This is a genomic window from Methylobacterium sp. WL7 (assembly GCF_008040085.1).
GTDB classification, from domain to species: domain Bacteria; phylum Pseudomonadota; class Alphaproteobacteria; order Rhizobiales; family Beijerinckiaceae; genus Methylobacterium; species Methylobacterium mesophilicum.
Map to the genome: position 1 here is coordinate 1 of NZ_VRVG01000342.1, position 811 is coordinate 811.

1 protein-coding gene is annotated in these 811 nt (G+C 73.7%); it reads right to left on the reverse strand.

The window, feature by feature from the left end; translation table 11 throughout:
* A partial coding sequence (locus FV233_RS29670; RefSeq protein ID WP_147899660.1) for an MFS transporter occupies positions 1-749 on the reverse strand: 749 nt, incomplete at its 3' end.
* Between the last annotated feature and the right edge of the window lie 62 nt (positions 750-811).

Below are 811 nucleotides of genomic sequence, written 5' to 3' on the forward strand. Positions count from 1 at the left end.
ACCCCGAACAGCCCCGCCCCGGCCGCAGAGAGCCCGAATGGCGGGTTCTCGACCAGCAGGGCCAGGGTGGCCCAGAACGCATTGAAGGCGGCGAACAGCAGCGCCTGCGACAGGCTCGCGGTGCGCAGGACCGGCTGCGACCGGGCGAGGTGCAGGATCGACAGCATCAGGGCGCGATAGCGCAGGGGATGGGTCTGGGGCGTGTGCGGCAGGGTGGCGCGGGCGATGCCCGCCATGGCGAGCGCCAGGAGCGAGGCGGCCAGGAACACCGCCCGCCAGCCGAGATGCGCCCCCAGGAACCCGCTCGCCGTACGGGCGAGCAGGATGCCGGTCAGCAGCCCGGTCATCACCTGGCCGACGATCCGCCCGCGGCTCGCATCCGGGGCGAGCTCGGCCGCGAACGGCACCGCCTGCTGCGCCGCGCAGGCGAGCACGCCGACCACGAGATGCGCCAGGGCCAGGCAGGCGAGGTTCGGGGCGAGGCCGACAGCGAGCAGCGCCACGGCGAGCCCGAGGCATTGCGCCACGATCAGGCGGCGGCGGGGCAGGGCGTCGCCCAGAGGCACGAGCCCGATGATGCCGAGCCCGTAGCCGACGAGCGCCGTGGTCGGCACCCACAGGGCGGCGGCGTCGCCGAACTCGGACACGATCAGGCCGAGGAGCGGCTGGTTGTAATAGATGTTGGCGACGGCACCGCCAGCGATCAGCGTCAGGCCGAGCCGGGCCTTCGCGTCGAGGATGGTGGTCACGGCAGGATCGGGGGCGGGCAGGCGTGCCACCGCTTCAGGGCCGGCATGGGGGCCATCATGGG